Origin of the sequence: Pelagibius litoralis (assembly GCF_011683915.1) — a bacterium.
Lineage (GTDB): Bacteria > Pseudomonadota > Alphaproteobacteria > Kiloniellales > Kiloniellaceae > Pelagibius > Pelagibius litoralis.
Window position 1 is genome coordinate 92,962 of sequence record NZ_JAAQPH010000001.1, and the last position, 19,852, is coordinate 112,813.

19 protein-coding genes and 1 tRNA gene are annotated in these 19,852 nt (G+C 63.0%); 13 read left to right on the plus strand and 7 right to left on the minus strand.

The features are described 5' to 3' along the window. The first annotated feature begins 4 nt into the window (after nucleotides 1-4). Nucleotides 5-1,624 carry a hypothetical protein gene (locus HBA54_RS00485; protein WP_167220352.1) on the plus strand — a complete coding sequence of 540 codons (1,620 nt, stop codon included), beginning with the start codon at nucleotides 5-7 and terminating at the stop codon, nucleotides 1,622-1,624. On the opposite strand, the gene HBA54_RS00490 is transcribed toward HBA54_RS00485, so the two are convergent. The 4 genes from HBA54_RS00490 to HBA54_RS00505 are packed head-to-tail and all read right to left on the minus strand — an operon-like array spanning nucleotide 1,621 to nucleotide 5,432. Then, entirely contained in the window at nucleotides 1,621-2,910 is a 1,290-nt protein-coding gene (locus HBA54_RS00490) for an O-acetylhomoserine aminocarboxypropyltransferase (protein WP_167220353.1), read from the minus strand. The two genes, HBA54_RS00485 and HBA54_RS00490, sit on opposite strands and share 4 nt — an antisense overlap. Further along, entirely contained in the window at nucleotides 2,907-3,410 is a 504-nt protein-coding gene (locus HBA54_RS00495) for a CoA-binding protein (protein WP_167220354.1), read from the minus strand. Before HBA54_RS00495 ends, HBA54_RS00490 begins: the two co-directional genes overlap by 4 nt. Nucleotides 3,411-3,413: 3 nt before the next feature. Next, on the minus strand, nucleotides 3,414-4,586 hold the full coding sequence (locus HBA54_RS00500) for a mechanosensitive ion channel family protein (RefSeq protein ID WP_167220355.1): 1,173 nt from the start codon (nucleotides 4,584-4,586) through the stop codon (nucleotides 3,414-3,416). 39 nt (nucleotides 4,587-4,625) lie between these two features. Further along, on the minus strand, nucleotides 4,626-5,432 hold the full coding sequence (locus HBA54_RS00505; RefSeq protein WP_167220356.1) for an enoyl-CoA hydratase: 807 nt from the start codon (nucleotides 5,430-5,432) through the stop codon (nucleotides 4,626-4,628). 128 nt (nucleotides 5,433-5,560) lie between these two features. Here HBA54_RS00505 and HBA54_RS00510 point away from each other — a divergent pair, with 128 nt between their 5' ends. The 4 genes from HBA54_RS00510 to HBA54_RS00525 all read left to right on the plus strand — a co-directional run bounded on the left by HBA54_RS00510 (nucleotide 5,561) and on the right by HBA54_RS00525 (nucleotide 8,008). Continuing rightward, entirely contained in the window at nucleotides 5,561-5,998 is a 438-nt protein-coding gene (locus HBA54_RS00510; protein ID WP_167220357.1) for a PaaI family thioesterase, read from the plus strand. 264 nt (nucleotides 5,999-6,262) lie between these two features. Continuing rightward, nucleotides 6,263-6,727, plus strand: coding sequence for a 50S ribosomal protein L13 (rplM, locus tag HBA54_RS00515; RefSeq protein ID WP_167220358.1), 465 nt, complete (start codon nucleotides 6,263-6,265; stop codon nucleotides 6,725-6,727). A gap of 2 nt (nucleotides 6,728-6,729) precedes the next feature. Continuing rightward, nucleotides 6,730-7,221, plus strand: a complete 492-nt coding sequence (rpsI, locus tag HBA54_RS00520) for a 30S ribosomal protein S9 (RefSeq protein WP_167220359.1) — start codon at nucleotides 6,730-6,732, stop codon at nucleotides 7,219-7,221. A gap of 229 nt (nucleotides 7,222-7,450) precedes the next feature. Further along, nucleotides 7,451-8,008 carry a gamma carbonic anhydrase family protein gene (locus tag HBA54_RS00525; RefSeq protein WP_167220360.1) on the plus strand — a complete coding sequence of 186 codons (558 nt, stop codon included), beginning with the start codon at nucleotides 7,451-7,453 and terminating at the stop codon, nucleotides 8,006-8,008. 48 nt (nucleotides 8,009-8,056) lie between these two features. On the opposite strand, the gene HBA54_RS00530 is transcribed toward HBA54_RS00525, so the two are convergent. Then, nucleotides 8,057-9,862, minus strand: coding sequence for a PHA/PHB synthase family protein (locus tag HBA54_RS00530; protein WP_167220361.1), 1,806 nt, complete (start codon nucleotides 9,860-9,862; stop codon nucleotides 8,057-8,059). 204 nt (nucleotides 9,863-10,066) lie between these two features. On the opposite strand from HBA54_RS00530, the gene HBA54_RS00535 reads away from it, so the two are divergent. From HBA54_RS00535 to HBA54_RS00570, 8 genes are all read left to right on the plus strand, one after another. After that, complete coding sequence (locus HBA54_RS00535) at nucleotides 10,067-10,876, plus strand: OmpA family protein (protein ID WP_205944342.1); 810 nt, start codon at nucleotides 10,067-10,069, stop codon at nucleotides 10,874-10,876. Nucleotides 10,877-11,019: 143 nt separating this feature from the next. Next, the gene (locus HBA54_RS00540; RefSeq protein ID WP_167220363.1) at nucleotides 11,020-12,240 is read left to right on the plus strand and encodes an LL-diaminopimelate aminotransferase; all 1,221 of its coding nucleotides are present in this window, start codon (nucleotides 11,020-11,022) and stop codon (nucleotides 12,238-12,240) included. After that, nucleotides 12,237-13,562, plus strand: coding sequence for a homoserine dehydrogenase (locus tag HBA54_RS00545; protein ID WP_167220364.1), 1,326 nt, complete (start codon nucleotides 12,237-12,239; stop codon nucleotides 13,560-13,562). Before HBA54_RS00540 ends, HBA54_RS00545 begins: the two co-directional genes overlap by 4 nt. A 72-nt stretch (nucleotides 13,563-13,634) precedes the next feature. Further along, entirely contained in the window at nucleotides 13,635-14,603 is a 969-nt protein-coding gene (gene glpX, locus HBA54_RS00550; RefSeq protein ID WP_167220867.1) for a class II fructose-bisphosphatase, read from the plus strand. Nucleotides 14,604-14,608: 5 nt separating this feature from the next. Then, nucleotides 14,609-16,432: a single-stranded-DNA-specific exonuclease RecJ gene (gene recJ / locus HBA54_RS00555; RefSeq protein WP_167220365.1), complete on the plus strand. Its 1,824-nt coding sequence runs from the start codon at nucleotides 14,609-14,611 to the stop codon at nucleotides 16,430-16,432. Between the two features lie 90 nt (nucleotides 16,433-16,522). Then, nucleotides 16,523-17,380: a DUF1194 domain-containing protein gene (locus HBA54_RS00560; RefSeq protein ID WP_167220366.1), complete on the plus strand. Its 858-nt coding sequence runs from the start codon at nucleotides 16,523-16,525 to the stop codon at nucleotides 17,378-17,380. A gap of 93 nt (nucleotides 17,381-17,473) precedes the next feature. Next, nucleotides 17,474-17,548: transfer RNA gene (locus HBA54_RS00565), tRNA-Glu, on the plus strand. Between the two features lie 173 nt (nucleotides 17,549-17,721). Then, nucleotides 17,722-18,852, plus strand: a complete 1,131-nt coding sequence (locus HBA54_RS00570) for a M12 family metallopeptidase (protein WP_167220367.1) — start codon at nucleotides 17,722-17,724, stop codon at nucleotides 18,850-18,852. Here the strand turns inward: HBA54_RS00570 and HBA54_RS00575 are convergent. Together HBA54_RS00575 and HBA54_RS00580 are read right to left on the minus strand one after the other, a co-directional pair. Further along, the gene (locus HBA54_RS00575) at nucleotides 18,815-19,426 is read right to left on the minus strand and encodes a GNAT family N-acetyltransferase (RefSeq protein ID WP_167220368.1); all 612 of its coding nucleotides are present in this window, start codon (nucleotides 19,424-19,426) and stop codon (nucleotides 18,815-18,817) included. The genes HBA54_RS00570 and HBA54_RS00575 overlap by 38 nt on opposite strands. Nucleotides 19,427-19,507: 81 nt before the next feature. Beyond that, nucleotides 19,508-19,768, minus strand: coding sequence for a hypothetical protein (locus HBA54_RS00580; protein ID WP_167220369.1), 261 nt, complete (start codon nucleotides 19,766-19,768; stop codon nucleotides 19,508-19,510). Between the last annotated feature and the right edge of the window lie 84 nt (nucleotides 19,769-19,852).

Below are 19,852 nucleotides of genomic sequence, written 5' to 3' on the forward strand. Positions count from 1 at the left end.
GGCCATGTTTCGCAAAGTGCAGATTGCGGTTCTGGCAGTTCTGTTGGTGGTTCCACTACGGTTTGCAACGGCGCAGGCCCCGACTGTTCGTCCGCTTGCCGAGATCGGCCCCTGGCCGGTGGTGTCGCAGTTGATCGAATTCCAGGGACGGGTCTGGTTTGCCAACTCGGTAAAGGGCGTGAATCACAACTCGGCGGATCTCTACAGCCTCTCCCTGGCTGATCGAGATGTCCGGTTTGAGCGGCCGCTGTTCAGTCAGGATGCCGGTGATGCGGTTGTTCTGGAGGGCAGGCTCTACTGGCCGCTTGAAGACTCCCGAAACTCGGTCGGCTGGGCCGAGGTCACCCTGACAGACGGAAAGGCCTGGCGCCGCCGGGCGATCCCGGGCGCACGGGCTTTCCACAATCATGCCATGGTCGCTTGGCGGGGCGGGCTGGTTGCTGCGACGTCGGCTTGGCGCGCGGGCCTTCAAGGATCCTCAGACGGCGGCATGTCCTGGCGCCGGCTATACGATCACCCGACGCCGGAGCGACGGGTCAGCCGGGTGGTGCGTCTGGCCGCGGCAGAGACCTTCTTTCTCGGCCATCTGATCGATGTTGGCCAGCACCGCCTCCTGCGTTCCAATGGCGAAGAGACGGCCCTGCTGAATGATTGGCCTGAAGATCTGCCTGTCACCGCGCTCGCCGGTAAAGCGAACGCGGTGTACATAGCGGCCAACGCGGCGGACGGTATCGTCCTGTGGCGAAGCGACGGTTCGACCTTGCGGCAACTTGAAGTCTCTCTTCCGGACGGACGGGTTCAGGATCTCCAGGCCGCCGCCGGGCGCCTCTGGATGCTGACGACGGCAGCGGGCGGTGGCGGATCGGTCTGGTCGAGCGCCGATGGTCTTGGCTGGCGCGAAGATCTGCGCCTGGATGGCGGTACCCCTTGGGATCTCCACGTCGGCACGGCGGGCCTGTACGTTGGCGGCACCGCCGAGAGCGGCCTGGGCGCCCTCTGGGTGCAGGGCGAGAGCCTTGCCGATGACCCGGGCGACGATCTGTCCGCTTTGTCCATTGCATCGGCGCCGGCGGGCGACCTCGACTGGGCTGCGGAGGCGACCAGCCTGGATAACCTCCTGGCGGCCCCTGCAAGCTATGCGGCCCGTTCCACCCTGCGGGACGAGATCTATCGTCTGGCGATGGCCGGGCCGCCCGAAGGGTTCTTTGCCGCCCGCCTTGCGGTTGGTGAGGGGCCGGCGGGTGATATACCGCTGATCGGCGGGCAGGTCAGGGTCAGGAACCGGGGCTTTGCCGATTGGCTGCTGCTCTGGGGCATGGGGTTGAACGGCCAATCGGGGGTTCCCGCCGGTCTTTTGCTTAAGCCATGGGCGTCCGCGGCAAATCCGGCCGAGAAGTATTTTGAGCCTGCGCCGTCAGCACTTTGGGCCGTCGTAATGGCCGGACAGGCGGATCGCGCGACCATCGCAACCTTGATCGAACGCCTCGGCTTTGCGGACGATCCTGATTGGCTGCGCAATCAGGTGGCAGGAACCCTTGCCACCCTTACCGGGCAGCCAAAGCACCCGAACCAGGACCGCTGGCTGGATTGGTGGGCGCTGGCGGAACCGGGCTGGCCGGACTAAGCGGCTGCGGCCAGCGCCTGTTCCAGGTCGGCGATCAGATCGTCGACGGTTTCGAGACCGACCGACAGGCGAACGACAGCCGGGCCAGCGCCGGCTGCTTCACGTTGCTCTTCGGTGAGTTGCCGGTGAGTGGTCGAGGCCGGATGGAGGATCAGGGAACGGCTGTCGCCGATGTTCGCCAGGTGGGAGAAAAGCTCGCAGCTCTCGACCACCTTCACACCGGCTTGATAGCCGCCCTTCACCCCGAAGGTGAAGACAGAACCGGCTCCGGCGGGCAGATACTTCTGCGCCAGTCCGTGATAGGGGCTGGAGGGCAGTGCTGCACAGGAAACCCAGTCCACGGCGGCATGTCCTTCCAGGAACTCGGCGATACGGCGGCCGTTCTCGCAGTGGCGCTCCATACGCAGGCTGAGGGTCTCGCAACCCAGCAGCGTCTGGAAGGCATTCATCGGCGCCATCGTCGCGCCGAGATCGCGCAATCCCACCGCATGGGCCTGCATGGTGAAGGCCATGTCGCCGAAGGTCTCGTAGAAACTCAAGCCGTGATAGGCGGGCTCCGGTTCGGCCAGGCCGGGAAACTTACCGCTCTTGGCCCAGTCGAAGCGTCCGGAATCGACGACGACGCCCCCGAGCGAGGTGCCGTTGCCGGAGAGGAACTTGGTGGTCGAATGCACGATCAGATCCGCGCCCCATTCGAAGGGCCGGCAGAGGTAGGGTGTCGCCATGGTGTTGTCGACGATCAGCGGGATCTCCGCTTCCCGGGCGATGGCCGACAAGGCTTCCAGGTCGCTGACGACACCACCGGGGTTGGCCAGGCTCTCGACGAAGATCGCCTTGGTCCTGGGGGTCAGGGCGCGACGGACGTTTTCCGGATCGTCGACGTCGACGAAGTCGGCCTGCCAGTCGAACTTCTTGAAGGTCTTGCCGAACTGGGTGATGGAGCCGCCGTAGAGCCGGTTGGAGGCGATGAAGCGATCGCCCGGCGCCATGATCGCGAAGAAGGCCAGGATCTGGGCCGCATGGCCCGAGGCGCAGCAGGTCGCGCCGCGGCCGCCTTCCAGGCTCGCCAGGCGCTCTTCCAGGGCGGCGACCGTCGGGTTGGTCAGGCGCGAATAGATGAAGCCGAAGGTCTGCAGATTGAACAGCGAGGCCGCATGGTCGGCGTCATGGAAAACATAGGAGGTGTTTTGGAAGATCGGTGTCTGCCGTGCGCCGGTGACGGGTTCCGGCTGGGTGCCGGCGTGGATCATCCGGGTTTCGAAGCCGGGTGTTTTGTTGTTCTTCATGTCAGGCGGACCCTGCGTCGCTTGGCGGTGATGATGCCGGAATTGAAGCCACCCCAGGACAGTTCGGCATTGAGCCGCCCGAACTCGATCTTGGGGCAGCGGTTCATGACGACGGTCAGTCCCGCTGCCTCGGCCTTACACGCTGCCTCGTGGTTGATAACGTCGAGCTGCATCCAGATCACCTTGATACCTTTTTTCTTGGCAACGGCGATCGCCTCCTCGGTGATCGGTCCGGCCGCGGCGGAATTGCGGAAGATGTCGACCATCTCAAACTTGCCGGGGATCTCGGCGAGGGAGGCATAGACCGTTTCGCCGAGGATTTCCTTGCCGGCGACCCCCGGATTGACGGGGATTACGCGATAACCCTTTTCCTGAAGGTACTTCATGGCGAAAAAGCTTGGCCGGTTCCATTTCGGCGAGGCGCCGACCATGGCGATGGTCTTGGTGTCCTGCAGGATCGCCAGCAGGTCTTTGTTGGTGTAGGCGAGGCTGTGGCTCATGGATCAGTCCGCTACGCTACTTGCGCTTGTTTCGTGCCCGCTCGGGCTGTCCTTCGGTGGCACGAAAGGCTCGGGGCGGTCATCGGGCAGGCTTTCGACATAGAGCGATTGGCTGGGGAAGGCGAAGCCGCTGCCGGCCTCTTCGACCACCTTCATGATGTGATAGGCCAGTTGCTCTTTGATCTCCAGCCATTCGCCCCAGTTGGTCGTCTTGGTGAAGCAGTAGAGCATGATGTCGATGGAGGAGTCGTTGAAACTGTCGATGCGCACGAAGGTCGAAGCCTCGCTGGGTGGGGCAAAGTCTTCGTTGCCGACAACATAGTTTTCAATGCCGTTGCGGATCTCGCGAAGCTGGTCGACCGTGGTGCGGTACTCGACGCCGATCTTCCAGTAAATGCGCCGGTGGGTCATGGCGCTGAAGTTGGTGACCGCGTTGTCCGACAGCTTGGCGTTGGGAACGAAAACCGGTGCCTTGTCGAAGCGCCGCACACGCGTTGAGCGAAAGCCGATGGTCTCGACCGTACCTTCGACAACACCGTCGACCCGGATCCAGTCGCCGGGGTGGAAGCGTTTTTCCGCCAGCACCAGAATGCCGGCGATCAGGTTCTTGAAGAGGTCCTGGGCACCCAGTGCCACCGCGACGCCGAAAAGGCCGAGACCGGCGATGATCGGTCCGACCTCGATGCCCCAGATTTCCAGAACCGTGGCCGCGCCGATGAAGACGATGCCGATCTTGATGGCTTTGACCAGCCAATCGATCATCGGCCGGGTGAAGACGCGCTCCAGCCGGCTGAACAGGAAGGAGAGGGGGCCGATCGCATTGAAGAAGCCCCAGAAAATCGTCAGCACGACGAGTGAGCGCAGGACGTTGTCCGTGATGAGCTGGAATGTGCCCTCAGGACCCAGGTATTCGGAGGCAAAGAAGGCGCCCATCACCACCGGGATAAAGCGCACCGGCTGTTCCAGGGCGCCGATCAATTCGTCGTCGAACTGTCCGTCCGTCCGCTTGGCAAGGCGCTTGAGGCGGGCCAGAACGATGGTTGTGAAGAGGCGGCGGAAGATCAGGAAAAGCAGGAAGATACCGAGTGCGCCCAGCAGGCGGCTGATCTCGATTCCAAGGAACCCTTGGTTCCAGACGTCCAGGACCAGGGCCCAGAACTCTTGCAACTGTTGCATAGGGGGAAAGGCTTTCTGTCGGCAGCTTCTGGGCGGGCCTTAGCGGCCCTGCCACTCGGGTTTGCGCTTTTCGATAAAGGCGTCGATGCCTTCCTCGGCATCGCGCGCCAGCATGTTCGTCGTCATGACCTCGCTGGCATAGGCATAGGCTTCGACCAGGCCATATTCGACCTGCCGGTAAAAGGCTTCCTTGCCGATCTTCAAAGTGAGCGGGGATTTTGCAACGACCTTTTCGGCAAGGGCCAGGGTTTCATTCTCCAATGCCTCTTCAGCAACAGCCCGGTTGATCAGCCCAAGGCCGACCGCCGCCTCGGCGTCGATCATGTCGCCGGTCAGCAGCATCTCCATCGCCTGTTTGCGCGGCACGGCGCGCGAGAGGGCGACCATCGGTGTCGAACAGAACAGCCCGATGTTCACGCCGGGGGTGCCGAAGCGGGCGCTCTCTGCAGCGACGGCCAGGTCGCAGGTCGCGACCAGTTGGCAGCCGGCTGCCGTCGCGATGCCGTGCACCTTGGCGATGACCGGTTGCGGCAGTGTTGTCAGGCTCACCATCAGCTTGCTGCACTGCTTGAAGACCGATTGATAGAAGGACCGGTCGCCGCTGCGCCCGCGCAGTTCCTTCAGGTCGTGGCCGGCGCAAAAGCCCTTGCCGGCGCCTTCTATGACGACGGCCCGTACCGCCCGGTCCTCGGCAATCTCATCCAGACAATCCTGCAGCTCCGCCATCAAGTCGCTGGAGAGTGCATTGTATTGCCGTGGACGATTCAGGGTCAGGCGGGCGATGCCACCGTTGTCGGAGCGAAGAAGAAGAGGGGGCTCGCTTAGGCTGGCGGCTTCGGCTGACATGGTTTCCTCTGGGTTTTGTGTATTCGCGTGACTTTGGCGCTTCCGCTGGTGTGATATCAAGCGGTAATAAGGCTCTCCCCGGGTGGGTTATCCCGGATAGGATATCCAAGAAGGAAGACGCGATCCAGATGGACCAAGATAGCCAGACCCCCCGCATTACGCTTGAAGAATTCAACAGGCTTCTGGAAGAAAGTGCCCCCTTTCAGAAAATCTATGGGTTTGTGACCGAGGAAATTGGTTTCGGCCGGTCCAGGGCGCGTATGCCGGCCAGCAAAGACCATGTACGGCCCGGTGGTACCGTGTCGGGGCCATCGCAGATGGCGCTGGCTGATTTCGCTGTCTATGCGGCTGTCCTGGGTGCGATCGGCAATGTGCCGCTGGCGGTGACGACCAGCCTTTCGATCAACTTTCTGAACAAGCCGCTGCCCGGCGACATCTGGGCCGACTGCCGCCTCATCAAGCTGGGCAAGCGCTTGGCGGTGGGGGAAGTGTTTTTGACCTCGGGCGGTCAGGAAGCCCCGATTTCCCACGTTACGGCGACCTACTCGATCCCGCCGAGGGACTGAGGATAGAGGCTTTTGGCCCAGGTTTTCGGCGGCTTTTCCCTGCCGGTCGGTCAGCTTCAGGATCGCGTTGGGGCCGGGTCGCGAAGTTTCCTTTACAAATAGCGCTTTACCTGTGTGGTATTATAATACCCCTATACTAAGTTATTAGCTAATGGGCGCTTTTTGCGATTGACAGACCACCTCTGTCCCCATAGAAAACGCCTCTTCGAAGAGCGGCCCCTGGCCGCTGCTCCGTCCCTATTCATTCAGACAGTGGTTGGCACGATGAAAACCTTTTCCGCCACACCGTCGGACATTGAGAAGAAGTGGATTCTGATCGATGCCGATGGGATCGTCCTCGGCCGCTTGGCCTCGCAGGTTGCCAAGATCCTGCGCGGCAAGCACAAGCCGAGCTTTACGCCGCATATGGATTGCGGCGACAACGTCATCGTTATCAATGCCGAGAAGGTCAAACTGACCGGCAAGAAGACGACCGACAAAGTCTATTACTGGCACACCGGTCATCCGGGCGGCATCAAGGAGCGGACTGCCGGTCAGATTCTGGACGGCAAGCATCCTGAGCGCGTCGTGATCAAGGCGATTGAGCGCATGATTACGCGCAACAGCCTTGGGCGCCAGCAGATGACGAACCTGCGGGTTTACGCCGGTGCTGCGCATCCCCATGAGGCTCAGCAGCCCGAGACCCTCGATCTCGCGGCGATGAATGCGAAGAACAAGAGGAGCCAGTAAGCATGGCTGACGAGACCCAAACCCTGAGCGATCTGAGCGACCTTGGCGAAGCTGCCGGCGTCGTGGCCGAGGCGGTAACCGAGGTGGCTGAGCCCAAGCGCGATGCCCAGGGCCGTTCCTATGCGACCGGCAAGCGCAAGGACGCCGTGGCCCGCGTCTGGATCAAGCCGGGCAGCGGCAAGGTGACGGTGAACGGCCGGGACCAGACCGTATACTTCGCGCGGCCTGTGCTGCGCATGATCCTCGACCAGCCTTTCGTGGTCGTGGAGCGCACCGGTCAGTTCGATGTCGTCTGCACGGTCAAGGGCGGTGGCCTTTCCGGTCAGGCCGGTGCCGTCCGTCATGGTATTTCCAAGGCTCTGCTGGCTTATGAGCCGGGTCTTCGCCCGGTCTTGAAGCGCGGCGGATTCCTGACCCGTGACTCACGCGTCGTCGAGCGCAAGAAGTACGGCCGCGCCAAGGCCCGCCGGAGCTTCCAGTTCTCCAAGCGTTAAACGCGCGAAGACAGTATCGACCAACGGAAAACGGGCTGCAGCATGTGCAGCCCGTTTTTTTGTTTCCGCTTCATCCGGTTGCGGGTCGGCTCGGCGATGGCCTGCCAGCGGTCGGTCTTGGCGTCAGAGGGATTTCTTCTGAGACGCTTGCCGGTGTACCCTGTGCGACGTCTACGCCGCTAACAAAGCTTTCGGTTCTGCCATCCCATTTGTTTCAGGAAAAAGATCGATGCCGGGTCATATTCTGCCGTATCGTGGTGTTACGCCGCGTATTCACCCCGATGCCTTCATTGCCGAGACGGCGACGATCATCGGTGATGTCGAGATCGGGCCGAACGCTTCGGTTTGGTACGGCTGCGTATTGCGCGGCGACGCGAACAAAATCCGGGTCGGTGCAGGCACCAACCTGCAGGACGGCACTATCGTTCATGTGAACCACGACCGCTCCGGCGATTACCGGGAAACCGGCGGTGGCATGCCGACCCTGATCGGCGACAACGTAACCGTTGGTCATCAAGTGCTGATCCACGCCTGTACCATCGAGAGCAATGCTTTTGTCGGCATGGCCGCGGTGGTGATGGACGGCGCGGTCGTTGAAGGACAAGCGATGGTCGCTGCCGGTGCTTTGGTGACGCCGGGCAAGCGGGTCGCAAAGGGTGAACTCTGGGCCGGCCGGCCGGCCAAGCTCATGCGGACATTGACGGCAGAGGAACTGGCAGAGCTTCCCTATCTCGCCGAGCATTACCAGGAGACAGCCGCGAGCTATATGGCAGAGCGAACTGGCTGATTGCACTGGGGGGCGGGTACTGCTTCCAGCAAACGGAATTCCAGGGCCTCAGTCCTGAGCCTTCACCTTGGCGTAGCTGCCCGGCGCATCCTCCAGCACTTTCAGCTTGCCGTCGCCGGGCTTGCGGGCGGCGACCTTTCCGTCGCTATATCCGCCCACCCACTTGCCCCACTCGGGCCACCAGGAACCGCCATGCTCGCTCGCGGCGTTGATCCAGTCGTCCGGCGTCGTCGGGTTCTTGGCGTTGGTCCAGTAACCGTACTTTTTGGCCTCCGGCGGATTGACAACGCCGGCGATGTGGCCGGAGCCGGCGAGGATGAACTTGACCGGGCCGCCCAGCATCTGTGTTGCGGCATAGGTTGCCTTCCAGGGGGCGATGTGGTCTTCCCGCGTCGATATCAGGCTGGCGGGCACCTTGATTTTGGAGAGATGGATGTCGACACCTTTTAGGCGGATGCCGCCCGGCTCAGGCAATCGGTTTTCCTGGTACATGTTGCGCAGATAGAAGCTGTGCATGGCCGCCGGCATGCGGGTGGAATCGGAATTCCAGTAGAGCAGGTCGAAAGGGAAGGGGTCTTTGCCCATCAGGTAGTTGTTGACCACGAAGGACCAGATCAGGTCGTTGGCCCGCAGCATGTTGAAGGTGGTCGCCATTTCGGCGCCTTCCAGATAGCCTTTCTGGTTCATTTTCTCTTCAAGCGCGGCGAGCTGCACCTCATCAATGAAGACGCCCAGTTCACCTGAATCCGAAAAGTCCATCATGGTCGTGAAGAACGTCGCGGACTTGACGCGGTTGTCCTTCTTGGCGGCCATGTAGGAGAGAGTACAGGCCAGCAGGGTGCCGCCCAGGCAGTAGCCGATCACGTTGGCGTCTTTCTCGCCGGTGGCCTTTTCGATGGCGTTCAGGGCGTCCAGCGGCCCTTCCATCATGTAGTCTTCAAAGGTTTTTGCCGCGAGCTTTTCGTCCGGGTTCACCCAGGAGATGACGAAGACCGTGTGGCCCTGCTCGACCGCCCAGCGGATGAACGAGTTCTTCGGCCGCAGATCGAGGATGTAGAACTTGTTGATCCAGGGCGGGATGATCAGCAGCGGGCGCTTGTTGACCTGCTTCGTCGTGGGCTCGTACTGCAGCAACTGCATCAGGTCGTTCTGGTAGACGACCTTACCCGGCGTGACGGCGATGTTCGCGCCGAGCTCAAAGGCCTCGGTATCGGTCATCTTGATTTTCAGCCGACCCTTGCCGCGCTCCAGGTCGTCCAGCAGGTTCTCCAGGCCTTTCACCAGGTTTTCACCGCCGGATTCCAAAGTCTCCTTGAGAACCTCCGGATTGGTCATCAAAAAGTTGGAGGGTGCCATCGCATCGACGAACTGGCGGGTATAGAAATCCACTTTCTGCGCCGTCTTGTCGTCCAGGCCCTCGACGTCCTTGACCGTCGACTGCATCCAGCGGGCCGTCAGCAGGTAGGACTGTTTCACATAGTCGAAGAGCTCGTTTTCATCCCACTCCGAATGCTTGAAACGGCGGTCGCCGCGTTCCGGCGCGGCCACCGGGTCGGCTTCCTGACCCATCATCCGCTGCGCTGTGGACTGCCAGAGCCGCATGTAGTCCTGCCACAGCGTCATTTGGGCCTGCATCATCTTGGCCGGATCGGCCATCATTTTGCTGGTCATTTCCATGAAGGCGGCGCCGATGTTCATCGGATCCAGGGCCGAGGCCCCCCCGTTGCCTTCCTGCTGCTGGCGCTCCAGGAACTCGCTCACCAGTTTTTGGCTGCGTTCTGCGATTCCCGCCATCGACTTGGAGAATTCGACGGGATCGGGCAGTTTGATGTCGGGGGGCTGTTGCTCCGCCATGGCGGCTTCCTTATCCTGCCTTGAAAAGTGCGCGCCACCCCTGGGCAGGAATTTGGGGCCGGGGCGCGGGACTGCTGGAATGCTCCGCAAAGTAATAGGGGGGTACGGTCTATTCAATAGCAGAGAAATGTCAGCCGATTATGCTGTGAGTCGGCGGTTTTCTGGGAATGACCGGGCTTTGCGGCCTTGCAAGGAAGAAACGAGATGACGGAGTTTCAGGACGCGATGGGTCAGGCTTCAACGACTGCAGGGCGGACTCGGCGGTATGGGCCGGTCCGGATGGCGTGTTTTTCAGTTGGCTTTGCGGCCTTTTTTTCGCTCGCCGGCTGTACTGCGGTGGATGATCTGACCACATCGCCCGAAGAGCGCGCGGCGCAGCAGCCGCAGAAGGTCACGACGGAAGGGGTGAAGGACGAATTTCCTAACCTGGCGGAAGTGCCGAGCGAGCCGAAGCCTCACACCCCGCCGGAGACGAGGGAAGAGATCGTGAGTGAGCTCACCGATGACCGCAGCAAGGCGAGCTTCACCGATCCGACCCCGCTCATCACCGCGGCACCGAAAAAGCTCGATCCCTTTGCCAGCGCCACCATAATCTCGGCGGATTCGGTAACCACCAGTACGCAGTTCGCCGGCCTTTCGTCCCCAACCGAGACGGGCCCCGGCCAGCTTGCTGCCATCATCTTCTTCAACCACGGTTCGGTCGTTCTGGACGAGAACGACCTTGGTGTCCTGCGTGACCTTGTGACCCTGCACGAGCAACGCGGCGGGCGCCTGCGCGTGATCGGTCACGCCAGCAGCCGTACGCAGAACGCGACGCCGGACGAGCACCAGGTGGCCAATTTTGAGATGTCCCTGGAACGGGCCAATGTGGTTTCTGCTGAATTGCTGAGCCTGGGCGTTTCCCCGGACGCTCTGGCGACGGAGGCCAAGGCCGATGCAGAGCCTGTTTATCATGAGTTCATGCCGTCGGGAGAGGCGGGCAACCGCAGAGTGGAGATCTTCCTGGAAAAGTAGGCCTCTCCTCGCTACAAGAAGCGCCGGGCGAGGTCCTGACGCAGGGCCTATGGTCCGGACGTGAGGATTGTCTGGCAGCACGGGGCTGGACCAGCGATCCGCCGATGATAGAGCTTTCCTCCAGATTGTTTCTTTAAGAGGCCATGTCTCAGGAATTCCATCGCATAAAGCGCCTGCCGCCCTATGTTTTCGCGGAGGTGAATGCCCTGAAGTCGACGGCGCGCGCCGCCGGCCAGGACATCATCGACTTCGGGATGGGCAACCCCGATCAGCCGCCGCCCAAACATGTCATCGATAAGTTGGTGGAAACTCTGGGCGACCCAAGGGTTCATCGGTATTCGACGTCGCGCGGTATTCCCGGGTTGCGCCGGGCACTCTGCCGTTACTATGGGGAGCGTTTCGACGTCGACCTGGATCCGGAGCGTGAGGTCATCGTGACCCTGGGTTCCAAGGAAGGCCTGGCGAACCTCGCCCAGGCCATTACCAGCCCCGGCGACATCATTCTGGCGCCTAACCCCAGCTATCCGATTCATGCCTTCGGCTTCATCATCGCCGGGGCTGCCATTCGCAGCATCCCCATGGGGCCGGAGTTCGATTTCCTGGAGCAGCTTGAGCGGGCGGTGCGCCACTCGGTGCCCAGGCCTTCGGCGCTGGTGCTGAACTATCCGTCGAACCCGACCGCCGAGGTCGTCGACCTGGATTTCTATGGCGCGGTGGTGGATTTCTGCCGCGACCACGGCATCTATGTCATCTCCGATCTCGCTTATGCCGAGGTCTATTTCGACGAGCAGCCGCCGCCCTCCATCCTCCAGGTGCCGGGCGCCCGCGATATTGCCGTTGAGTTCACCTCGCTCAGCAAGACCTACTCCATGCCCGGATGGCGGATCGGATTCTGTGTCGGCAATCCGGATCTGGTGGCCGCGCTTGGCCGGGTGAAGTCCTATCTTGATTATGGCGCCTTCACACCGATCCAGGTGGCAGCAACCGCAGCCTTGAATGGACCGCAGGATTGTGTCGAGGAGATGCGCCAGCGCTATCGCTCCCGGCGCGATGTCTTAGTGTCCGGCCTTGCGGCTGCCGGCTGGCCGATCCCCAGCCCGCCGGCGACCATGTTCTGCTGGGCGCCGCTGCCGGAAGCGCTGCGCGAGATGGGATCGCTTGAATTCTCCAAGCTGCTGCTGCAGGAAGCCCAGGTCGCTGTGGCGCCCGGCATTGGTTTTGGCGAATACGGCGAGGGGTTTGTCCGCCTGGGTCTGGTCGAGAATGAGCAGCGCACGCGCCAGGCCGTGCGCAACATCAAATCGTTTCTGCGCTCTTCAGGCATCGGTCCTGAAGACGCCAAGGTTCGGAATATCGCTTCTTGAGCACACCTCTTCGCATAGCCGTCGCCGGCCTGGGCACCGTCGGTGCGGGAACCCTGCGCCTTTTGAGTGAGAACGCCGAGGCTATCGCCGCGCGCGCCGGGCGGGCAGTCCAGGTAACCGCTGTCAGCGCCCGTGACCGGACACGCGACCGCGGGATCGATCTTTCGGGCTACCAGTGGTTCGACGATCCGGTCGAGATGGCGGCCCGCGCCGATGCCGACGTAATGGTCGAACTGATTGGCGGATCGGAAGGGCCGGCGAAGGAAGCCGTCGAGGCGGCGCTGTCTGCGGGAAGATCGGTGGTCACCGCCAACAAGGCGCTGCTGGCCCATCACGGTACCGCCCTGGCCCGGCAGGCGGAGGGGGCGGGCTGCACGATCGGCTACGAAGCGGCTGTTGCCGGCGGTATCCCCATCATCAAGGGGCTGCGCGAAGGCCTGGCCGGGAACCGGATCAGCCGCGTCTACGGCATCCTGAACGGCACCTGTAACTACATCCTGACCCAGATGTCCGATGGCGGCGGGCCCGGCGCGAACCCGATTGAGCGCCAGGACTTCGACGCGGTGTTGGCCGAGGCTCAGCGCCTGGGATATGCAGAGGCCGATCCCGGCTTTGACATCGATGGCGTCGACACGGCGCACAAGCTGGCTATCCTGACGGCGCTGGCTTTCGGTTGCGAGGTCGACTTCGATGCCGTCTATGTCGAGGGTATCCGCAACGTCTCCGCGCTTGATGTGGCCTACGCCGAGGAACTGGGCTACTGCATCAAACTCCTTGGCGTCGCACAGCAGGTGAACGGGGCGGTCGAGCAGCGGGTGCATCCCTGCATGGTGCGGAAAGGACAGCCCATCGCTTCCGTCGACGGGGTCTTCAACGCGGTTGTGGCCGATGGCGACTTTGTCGATACCACGATGTACGAGGGGCGGGGTGCCGGTGCCGGGCCGACCGCTTCTGCCGTCGTGGCGGATCTTATAGACATTGCCCGGGGCGCGACCTTGCCGGTTTTCGGCATCGCGGCGAGCGGCTTGCGCCGCCTGCCCACCCTGCCCATGGAAAGACACAGCTGCGCCTATTATCTGCGCTTGCTGGTTCTCGATAAGCCGGGCGTAATCGCCGACGTCTCAGCGGTTCTCCGTGATGCGGAAATCTCGATGGAATCCATGCTCCAGCGCGGACGCGCCCAGGGCGAAGGAGAGGCCGTGCCGGTCATCATCATGACCCATGAGACAACTGAGGCGGCGATGCAGGGCGCCCTGGCCCGCTTTGCCGATCTGGAGGCGACCCTGGAGCCGCCGCAACTGATTCGCATCGTGGATTTTTGACACGATCAGAAAGATGAGGAACCTATGTCTGCAAGCACTGCCCCCGCCGGAACCGCCCCAAGCAGCAGCGCCATGGATCGAAACCTTGCCCTTGAGACGGTCCGCGTAACCGAGGCGGCGGCCCTGGCGGCATCGCGCCTGATGGGGCGCGGAGACGAGAAAGCCGCGGACCAGGCGGCGGTCAACGCCATGCGTCAGTCGCTCAACGGCCTGGGCATCGATGGCACCGTGGTGATCGGCGAGGGCGAGCGCGACGAGGCGCCGATGCTCTATATCGGCGAGAAGGTCGGCGGCGGCGGGCCCGCCATCGACATCGCCCTCGATCCGCTTGAGGGCACGACCATTACCGCCAAGGGTGGGCAGAATGCGCTGGCCGTCATCGCGATGGCCGAGTCGGGCAATTTTCTCAATGCCCCCGATACCTACATGAGCAAGATTGCGATTGGTGGCGGCCTTCCGGAAGACCTGGTCGATCTGGACGAGGACCCCGCCACCAACCTGGCTAACCTCGCCAAGGCCAAAAAAGTAGAGGTCTCGGACCTGGTCGCCTGCATTCTCGACCGGCCGCGCCACAGCGAACTCATCGCCAAGGTTCGGGAAGCCGGCGCCAGGATTGTGATGATCGGCGACGGCGATGTCTCCGGCGCCATGGCGACCAGCAGCCCGGATAGCGGGGTCGATATCTACATGGGTGTCGGCGGCGCGCCGGAAGGTGTTCTGGCCGCTGCGGCCCTGCGCTGCATCGGCGGTCAATTCCAGGGGCGTCTGGTGTTTCGCAACGATGACGAACGCCGCCGCGCCGACCGCTGGGGCATCACCGACTATGACCGGAAGTACAAGCTGGAAGAACTGGCCAGCGGCGATGTGATGTTTGCGGCCACCGGTGTTACCGACGGATCGATGCTCAAGGGGGTGCGCCGGTTCCACGGCGGTGCCACGACCCACTCGGTCGTCATGCGCTCCAAGTCCGGGACCGTGCGCCATGTTGAGGCGCTTCACAACTTCCAGCGCAAGACCTGGTACGACGAGTTGGGCGTCTAGCGGCAATGGCCGCGACGCCCCCCGCAGTGCAGGACCGGGCATCGCGAGAGGCTGAGCGTGGCTGTTTTCTGGGCGTCGAACGCTCGCTGACCGGCAAGCGCTGGGAAGAGCGTCTGGGCGAGGCCCGCCATGGTCTCGCCCTGGCCCAGCAGCTCGGTTTGCCGGAGATTGTCGGGCGTGTGTTGGCCGCCCGCGGGGTCGCGCCTGAAGAGGCGGAACGCTTCCTGAGCCCGACACTGCGCGACTATCTGCCGGACCCTTCGGGTTTTGCGGATATGGAGCGGGCGGCGGCACGACTGGCAAAGGCGATCGGTGACGGCGAGAAGGTCGCCGTTTTCGGTGACTACGATGTCGACGGTGCGACTTCGTCGGCCTTGCTCTGGCGCTTCTTCGCGGCCCTGGGCATCGATCTTGAAATCTACATTCCGGACCGGCTGGCCGAAGGCTACGGCCCCAATGCCCCAGCGCTGAAACGCCTGCGCGCCGGTGGTGTCAGCCTTGCTATTACGGTCGACTGCGGCATCACTGCTTTTGATGCTTTGGCGGAGGCCGCGGCGGCCGGGCTGGAGGTCGTCGTTGTCGACCATCATGCCGCGGAGCCGCGTCTGCCGACGGCGGCGGCCGTGGTCAATCCCAACCGCCTGGACGACAGCAGCGGGCAGGGGCAGATGGCGGCGGTGGGGGTCACCTTCATGCTGATCGTGGCGCTGAACCGCGCTTTACGGGACAGCGGCTGGTATCGCTCGTCGGGGCAGAGTGAGCCCGACCTGCGGCAGTGGCTCGATCTGGTGGCGCTGGGTACGGTCTGCGATGTCGTCCCCCTGACCGGCGTCAACCGTGCCTTGGTGGCCCAGGGCCTGAAGGTCATGTCCCGGCGCGGCAATGCAGGCCTTGCGGCCCTCAGCGATGTGGCGCGCATTGATGAGCGCCCGGGCACCTATCATGCGGGCTTTCTATTGGGGCCCCGTGTCAATGCCGGTGGACGGGTGGGGGAGGCGCCCCTGGGCGCGCGCCTGCTGTGCAGTGACGATCCCGGCGAAGCGGCTGAGATCGCCGCCCGGCTGGATGCCTACAACGCCGAACGGCGGGAGATCGAGGCCCAGGTTCTCGACCAGGCGATCCGGCAGGTGGAGGACCACGGGCCCGGCCAGGGTCTTGTGGTCGCGGCTTCCGAGGGCTGGCACGCCGGCGTCATCGGCATCGTCGCCAGCCGCCTGAAGGAACGCTACAACCGCCCGGCCCTGGTGATCGCCCTGGATGGACCGCTTGGAAAGGGCTCCGGCCGTTCGGTGCCGGGCGTCGATCTGGGGGCGGCCGTGATCGCGGCGCGTCAGGACGGGCTGCTGGTGAACGGCGGCGGTCACCCCATGGCCGCGGGGCTCACCCTGGAAAGCGGCCGCCTGGCCGACCTCACCGGCTTTCTGGACGACCGCCTGGGCCGGCGCCTTGCCGAGATCGCCTACCGTCCGTCTCTGGGGATTGACGGTGCCTTGCAGCCCAAGAGCGCCAACCTGGAGCTTCTGGCGCAGTTGGAACGCTGTGCGCCCTTCGGTGTCGGCAATGTTCAGCCGCGCTTCGTCCTGCCGGCGGTGAAGGTGGCGCAGGCCTCGGTCGTCGGTGAAAACCACGTGCGTTGTTTCCTTTCCGGGGCTGCTGGCGGGCGCCTGAAGGCCATCGCTTTTCGCGCGCTGGACAGCGATCTGGGCCCGGCGCTGTTGCAAACCGCCGGTCTGCCGCTCCATGTCGCAGGGCGGCTTCAGATCGACCGTTGGGGCGGGGTCGAGACGGTGCAGTTCATCGTCGAGGATGCGGCGCCGCTCGCGGCCTGACATCGGGCCTTTTCGCCGCTCCCTTCAATTTCCGGTCAGCAGGCCTATTCTCCGCGACAGAGGGCCGCCGGGGTGGGTAGACTTCCTGTCATGACCTTGTTCCCAATCAGGGCCGTGGCGGCCATCCTGGCGAAAACGGCGGTTATCCTAGGGTTTTTGACCATTCCTGCCGGTCTGGCCCGGGCGGATGATGATGTTTCGGACCTGCGGCGGAGCCTTGCCCAGAGCGCCGGCCCGGCACAGGTCGTCGATCTTGAGCTGGTCCTGGCGGTCGATGCCTCCTCCTCGGTCTCCGCCGAGGAATTCGACCTGCAGATGCGCGGCTTTGCCGATGCCTTCCGCGACCCGGCGGTGGCGGCGGCGATTCGCGCGACCGGGGAGCTGGGTGTCGCCATCGCCATGATCCAGTGGTCCGACAACCGCCGCCAGCACGTGGCCATCGACTGGCAGCATCTCACGACGCCGCAATCGACAGAGGCCTACGCGGAAGTTATTGATTCGACACCACGTTTTCTGGATGGCGGCGGAACAGCCATCGGCGGTGCCATAGAATTCGGCGTGCGGGCGATTGAGCGCAATGGCTTTGAAGGCGTGCGCAAGGTGATTGATATCTCAGGCGACGGCCGGGCCAATCAGGGGGCCCAGCCGGCGAAACTGCGCGACCTTGCGGTTTTGCAGGGGGTGACCATCAATGGCCTCGCCATCCTCAACGAGGATTCCTCGGTGGATTCCTACTATCGCACATCGGTCATCGGCGGCACCGGGGCCTTCGTGATGACGGCCAACAACTACGAGGATTTCGCCGCGGCCATGCTGGAAAAGCTGATCAAGGAGATCGGCGCGGTCCCTATTGCCGAGGGCCCGATCGAGGTGCCGGAGGCGCCCGGCGGCACCCAGCTCACGGAGCGGCCGGTCCCGGCGGAACGGGGCTTCCTGCCCGGTTATTAGCGTTTTCTGTCGAACAGCCCGGAATTCTGCCGCTGTGGACGTCGGAGAGGGTTGCATTCCAAGGGCGAAGCGGCTACATCCTTTCCGCTCTTTGACCCCATCGTCTAGTGGTTAGGACACCGGCCTTTCACGCCGGCAACACGGGTTCGAATCCCGTTGGGGTCGCCATTTCCTCTCTTTTCATGACGGACGCCTGAGCGCTAACCCCACCGGGGTAGTGGACACTCTTCTTTTGCGTCTCGGCTTCTGCCTTCTGTGCCGCTTGGCTCAGTCCAGCTTGTGCTAGCCTGACAGACTCCAAAGATACGCGCCAAGTCCGCGAAAAAGGGGAAGGCAAAGCCATGGCCCGGAAAAAGTCGTCAGCGAAAAAACCGTCCGCAAAGAAATCGTCTGCGAGGAAGTCCAAGGTCGTCGCCAAAGATGCCGCGAACGCCGACGTCAAGATCTGTGCTCTGCCGCCGGCGCCGGAGCGCGACCTGGCGCCGACCATGGACCCCTTCCGCGCGTCGCTTATCCGCTTCATGGACAAGAAGTGGGTGAACGGCACGGCGCTCAATTACTATTTCTTTCGCAAGCCTGCGGCCTGGCGCGGCGCCGCCAATCAGGAACAGGCGGTGCGCGACGCCTTTCAGGAATGGAAGGACCTGGGCCTGGGCCTGGTCTTCAACGAGGTCGAAGCGCCCGAGGACGCCGAAGTCCGTATCGGTTTCGATCAGCGCGACGGCTCCTGGTCCTATGTCGGGCGCGACGCCATCGATCATGCCAGCGATCCGCGTAAGCGGACCATGAACTTCGGCTGGGACCTGACCACGCCCTACGGCCGCGACACGGCGCTGCATGAAATCGGTCACGCCCTGGGCTTTCCCCACGAGCACCAGAATCCCAATGCCGGGATCGTCTGGGACGAGGCCGCGGTGATTGCCAATTTCTCCGGCCCGCCGAACAACTGGCCGGAGGATCAGATCCGCCACAACATCCTGCGCAAGATCGATCCTTCACTGGTCGAGGGGTCCGAGTGGGATCCGGACTCGATCATGCACTATCGCTTCGGCGCCGGCTTGATCCAGCAGCCCGCCCGTTATCAGACCCACTCGCTTATCCCCGCGCCGGGCCTGTCGCCTGTTGATATCGACCGGGCGGCGGCGTTCTATCCCATGATCAAGCGGGAGCCCAAGCTGCGCTCCTATGAATCGCAGCGCATCACCATTCTGCCCGGCGAGCAGCTGAACTTCGTCATCGAGCCGGAGCGCAGCCGTCTTTACAGCATGCAGACCTTCGGCGGGATGGACACGGTGATGGTGCTGTTCGAGGAGATCGACGGACAGCCGTTTTACATGGACGGCGACGACGACAGCGGCAGCGACTTCAATGCGAAGATCACCGTTCGTCTACGTCGGGGCCGGCGCTACATCCTGCGCCTGCGCCTCTACTACGCTATGCAGCAGGGCGAAGGCGTGGTGATGCTTTGGTAGGTTCGGCGCGATGTTGTGCCGGCCTGTCGTTGGCGACCTCAGGCTCCTGGCTCCACAGCCCCTGAAGCAATGAACAGCCGTCGCCGAAAGCCTCCGCCATGACGGAGAGGGGGGTCGCCCGCATCGGGTGGATGCGGGCTTCTATATCCCCTTCGACGGCGGTGATCTCGCCGGCGAACTTGCGCACGATCCTCTGGATCGGGCGGTTCTCCGGCAGGCACAACAGATAGACTGTTCTGAACCCGCGGTTCCTGGCGACCAGTAGCGCCTGCGCCACCAGGCGGGTGCCCAGCCCCTGATTCTGATAGCGGCCCTCGACGGAGACCGAGAGCTCCGCCGTCATGGCCCACCAGGGGCCGCAGCGATGCAGTTCGACCACACCGCGCAGATGCGGGCCGTCGAAAGCGCCGACGGTCCAGGTCCTGGCCCAGTCCCTTGCGTCGACATAGCGCTCGACGCCGGCCGCTTTGACGCCGTGTCCGAACCGCAGGCGACGATCGGCCGCAGAGAGGCGCCGTAGATGATCTCTCAGATCACCCGCTTCGCAGGCGGAAAGCTTGCGAATAACAAGCATGATTACTCCATTCCCGATCCATGTCCCTCGCGGCTGCGGAAGACAGGTAGGGCCCTTGATGGGCGTTACTGGTCGGTTTGGTCAGACCTGCAGTGCCTGGTTGCCGGTTGCCTGGGGCGCTGCCTTGGCTCGGCCGGCTTTATTCCGGGCGCCAAAGAACAGGCCGAAGAGTGCCTTGAAAAAGGCGGCAGTTGCCTCGGCGCGCAGGCGCCGGCCCTCAATGACGTGCTGCTCGATCCGCATGTGGTCGAGCGTGAACTCGATTCCCTCGGGACCCTTGTTGGTTGTGGCGTTCGATCCGGCCGGCGTTCTTTCGATACGATCCTGGCTTTGGTGCGTCATGTCGAAACTTCCTTCCTGCGGGTTTCTCTTGAGCACCTCCCTAAACTGCACTTCTTATCGCAGTGCACAGTTAAAAATGTATTG

Coding starts and splice junctions, on each gene's coding strand:
- HBA54_RS00490 (WP_167220353.1), bottom strand. CDS start 2,910: ATGAAGAACAACAAAACACCCGGCTTCGAAACCCGGATGATCCACGCC.
- rpsI (WP_167220359.1), top strand. CDS start 6,730: ATGGCTGACGAGACCCAAACCCTGAGCGATCTGAGCGACCTTGGCGAA.
- glpX (WP_167220867.1), top strand. CDS start 13,635: ATGGATCGAAACCTTGCCCTTGAGACGGTCCGCGTAACCGAGGCGGCG.
- HBA54_RS00580 (WP_167220369.1), bottom strand. CDS start 19,768: ATGACGCACCAAAGCCAGGATCGTATCGAAAGAACGCCGGCCGGATCG.
- HBA54_RS00485 (WP_167220352.1), top strand. CDS start 5: ATGTTTCGCAAAGTGCAGATTGCGGTTCTGGCAGTTCTGTTGGTGGTT.
- HBA54_RS00570 (WP_167220367.1), top strand. CDS start 17,722: ATGGCCCGGAAAAAGTCGTCAGCGAAAAAACCGTCCGCAAAGAAATCG.
- HBA54_RS00500 (WP_167220355.1), bottom strand. CDS start 4,586: ATGCAACAGTTGCAAGAGTTCTGGGCCCTGGTCCTGGACGTCTGGAAC.
- HBA54_RS00525 (WP_167220360.1), top strand. CDS start 7,451: ATGCCGGGTCATATTCTGCCGTATCGTGGTGTTACGCCGCGTATTCAC.
- HBA54_RS00540 (WP_167220363.1), top strand. CDS start 11,020: ATGTCTCAGGAATTCCATCGCATAAAGCGCCTGCCGCCCTATGTTTTC.
- HBA54_RS00510 (WP_167220357.1), top strand. CDS start 5,561: ATGGACCAAGATAGCCAGACCCCCCGCATTACGCTTGAAGAATTCAAC.
- HBA54_RS00560 (WP_167220366.1), top strand. CDS start 16,523: ATGACCTTGTTCCCAATCAGGGCCGTGGCGGCCATCCTGGCGAAAACG.
- HBA54_RS00535 (WP_205944342.1), top strand. CDS start 10,067: ATGACGGAGTTTCAGGACGCGATGGGTCAGGCTTCAACGACTGCAGGG.
- HBA54_RS00575 (WP_167220368.1), bottom strand. CDS start 19,426: ATGCTTGTTATTCGCAAGCTTTCCGCCTGCGAAGCGGGTGATCTGAGA.
- HBA54_RS00495 (WP_167220354.1), bottom strand. CDS start 3,410: ATGAGCCACAGCCTCGCCTACACCAACAAAGACCTGCTGGCGATCCTG.
- HBA54_RS00530 (WP_167220361.1), bottom strand. CDS start 9,862: ATGGCGGAGCAACAGCCCCCCGACATCAAACTGCCCGATCCCGTCGAA.
- rplM (WP_167220358.1), top strand. CDS start 6,263: ATGAAAACCTTTTCCGCCACACCGTCGGACATTGAGAAGAAGTGGATT.
- HBA54_RS00505 (WP_167220356.1), bottom strand. CDS start 5,432: ATGTCAGCCGAAGCCGCCAGCCTAAGCGAGCCCCCTCTTCTTCTTCGC.
- recJ (WP_167220365.1), top strand. CDS start 14,609: ATGGCCGCGACGCCCCCCGCAGTGCAGGACCGGGCATCGCGAGAGGCT.